The 2,748-nt window shown below is 49.1% G+C and carries 2 protein-coding genes and 3 pseudogenes; 1 reads left to right on the top strand and 4 read right to left on the bottom strand.

Annotated features, from left to right (window positions below; all coding sequences use genetic code 11):
* Positions 1–330: 330 nt before the first annotated feature.
* Positions 331–879, top strand: coding sequence for a tyrosine-type recombinase/integrase (locus J8X26_RS26785; RefSeq protein WP_208952559.1), 549 nt, complete (start codon positions 331–333; stop codon positions 877–879).
* Between the two features lie 34 nt (positions 880–913).
* Here J8X26_RS26785 and J8X26_RS28135 read toward each other — a convergent pair whose 3' ends face one another.
* The 4 genes and pseudogenes from J8X26_RS28135 to J8X26_RS26770 form a co-directional block, all read right to left on the bottom strand.
* Positions 914–1,051 (bottom strand): twin-arginine translocation signal domain-containing protein, encoded by a 138-nt coding sequence (locus J8X26_RS28135; protein ID WP_374101313.1) that lies wholly within the window; start codon positions 1,049–1,051, stop codon positions 914–916.
* Positions 1,052–1,101: 50 nt separating this feature from the next.
* Positions 1,102–1,221, bottom strand: a pseudogene (locus J8X26_RS27850) (hypothetical protein); the annotation flags it as partial.
* A gap of 44 nt (positions 1,222–1,265) precedes the next feature.
* Positions 1,266–1,613: pseudogene (locus J8X26_RS26775) on the bottom strand (DDE-type integrase/transposase/recombinase); the annotation flags it as partial.
* Between the two features lie 34 nt (positions 1,614–1,647).
* Positions 1,648–2,532: pseudogene (locus tag J8X26_RS26770) on the bottom strand (IS3 family transposase); the annotation flags it as partial.
* Positions 2,533–2,748: the final 216 nt, after the last annotated feature.

Here is a 2,748-nt window from a genome sequence, read left to right as displayed (position 1 = left end):
AAAAAAAAACAGTATGTTATCTGATGACACCTTAATGCGACAGAACCTGAACATCCCCGAAGCTGCATAGCAGCGCCGCTCACGGCGTAGGCGGGCTATGTTCTTTAGGTCTTTTATCGTTAAATATATATTCCACTTCCTGTCATTAATAATTTACCCTTCCCAGGGCATAAAAACAAAATAATGTTTCATTCTCAGGAGCCATCTGCACAGCGCAGCCTTACAGACAGTAAGGTGCTGTGGTTGTCCCCTTAACATAACAGGCACTATATATTTTTAATATCAACTTATAGTGAACACACATAACCAGAAAACAATAATGAGACACAAATGAAAAGAAAATACTTAACCAAGGAAGAAATGGAAATTCTTCGCAATGCCATCCATAGTTCGATATTTTCTTTACGTGATAAATGCATGATAAATATGGCATATATTCACGGACTACGGGTGAGTGAACTGATTTCATTGAGAATGGATGATTACTCCCCCTCATCCCGGCAACTATATGTGCGAAGACTGAAGGGCGGACTCAGTACCCTACACCCTGTGAACACAGATGAAAACACATTGCTGCTTTGCTGGCTGAAGGAACGCGAAAGAGTATACGGAAATACATCACCCTGGTTATTCTTATCTCGTAGAGGAGAAAAACTATCACGCCAACGGTTTTACCAAATTATCCGCTATTATGGTGTTCTTGCCGGATTTAAATTCTCATTGCATCCACACATGCTCCGTCACGCCTGCGGATATTATTTAGCGGACCGCGGGAATGATACCCGGCTTATTCAGGATTATCTCGGTCATAAAAATATACGTCACACGGTCCTGTACACGGCAACAAATGCAGCCCGATTTATGCATGCCTGGGGGTAATGATTCCGATCATGTATATTTTATTTCAATGAAATTAAGGTATAATCCCAGCGGAAAGCCCCGCTGTTGTGGCCTTCCGCATAAATGCCCTCCGACTTTGTTGAATAATTACAACTTTTGCAATAGCAGGACTGACAGCGGTAACGCTGGTATCCAGCCTTACCTCTCCCATGTTTTTTAACAGCATCAATGCGTTCACAAAAGGGACATTTCACGTAAGCGTACAGCGTGAACCGTATTGACGGCTATTTGAGGATGCTTCCCCTGCCGATCCGGCAAGAAGGCGAACCACGCCGCTGGCGGGTCTGACGATCCAGCGCTACGGTCATCGCGCGGTTCTGTCGCGTTAACGACAGCGGGCCGGCAAAAGGTGCATTGGCTACTTTTCAGGCAGCCAATAGGTAAAACTGTTCTGCCGGGGACAAGCCGTCCCCGTCCGGATGTTGATACTGACCCTTGCGTATCATGTGAACCAGCTCAATACCTGCCAGGATGGCCTGCGCCCGGCGAAATGATTTGAATCCCGTCATCAGTTTTATCCTTCGTTTGATGTTACGGTGATCCTGCTCCACAAGGTTGTTCAGATATTTTTTCTGCCTGACCATGATGTTTTCATCTGCTGATTTACCGGCGTTGAGTGTGGTCAGCGCTGCCGTATTCGCGCCGCTTTTATCGATGGTCACCACCTCCGGCTCACCGTGGTGGCGGATGGCCTTACGAAAGAAACGAAGTGATCTTGACCCGCCATCTACGGACAGCTTTTGTATCTTAAGTTAACGATGCCCGCTGCTGCCGGTATTCTCGTGGAGAGAGGTATCCCAGCGCACTGTGCGGGTGATTTTCATTGTAATGCGTGAACGCTGCTGCAAGGTTTTGCAGGGCTGTTCTCACATCCGGTTTTGGCATGAACGCGATATAGTCTTCCTTCATCGTCTTCACGAACCGTTCCGCCATGCCATTACTCTGCGGGCTGCTCACCGCTGTTGTACAGGGCTCCAGATTCAGTTCTCTGGCGAACCTCCGCGTTTCATGCGCGGTATACGCGGAACCGTTGTCCGTCAGCCACTGCACCGCTGTGTCCGGCAACTTATCGCCGAAGCGCTTTTCTACCGACCTCAGCATGACATCCTGCACGGTCGAGCTGTCGTAGCCTCCCGTGCTTGCTGCCCAGTCTATGGCCTCGCGGTCGCAGCAGTCCAGCGCGAACGTTACACGCAGTTTTTCACCATTATCGCAGCCGAACTCAAAGCCATCTGAACACCAGCGCATATCGCTTTCCGTAACTGCGATTTTACCTTTATGCTCACGCGTCGGCCGCTCTGGTTTGTCATGCAGTAACAGCAGATTATGCTCGCTCATGATCCTGTAAAGTCGTTTGGCATTGACCGGCTTCAGCCCCTCAGTACGACGTTGCTTACGCAGGATGCCCCACACGCGGCGATAGCCATAACTCGGCATATCGCTGATGATATCGAGGATACCCGACAGTATTTCAGCGTCTGCTTCGTCATTACGCCGGTTACAACGCCTGTCCTGCCAGTCGGCAGAACGCTTTACCCGCAGTGATAGTTGCGCACGCGACACGCTCATGGCGCGGCTGACCAGAGCTATTCCCCATCCTTTGGCAACAAGGGCGCGTGCGCTATCCATTTTCGCGACTGACCGTACTCGGGGTTGTAAGCGGGAACCGTCCAAAATTTTGTCACGTTCGTCACTTAATAGTGGGAAGCCACAGCGGGTAAGACTTTCAGAGCAATGGTGCTCATTTTTAATTTCTTGGATGAATTGGAAACTGTAACGGCTTTGTTGAATAAATCGAACTTTTGGCCGTAATCAGGATCAGATCACCACATTCCCGATCCTGTAGCG

It is taken from the genome of Rahnella sp. ChDrAdgB13, assembly GCF_017655185.1.
Taxonomy (GTDB): Bacteria; Pseudomonadota; Gammaproteobacteria; order Enterobacterales; family Enterobacteriaceae; genus Rahnella; species Rahnella contaminans.
Note: the sequence above shows the minus strand (reverse complement) of the source record. Positions and strands in the feature narration are given on the sequence as shown.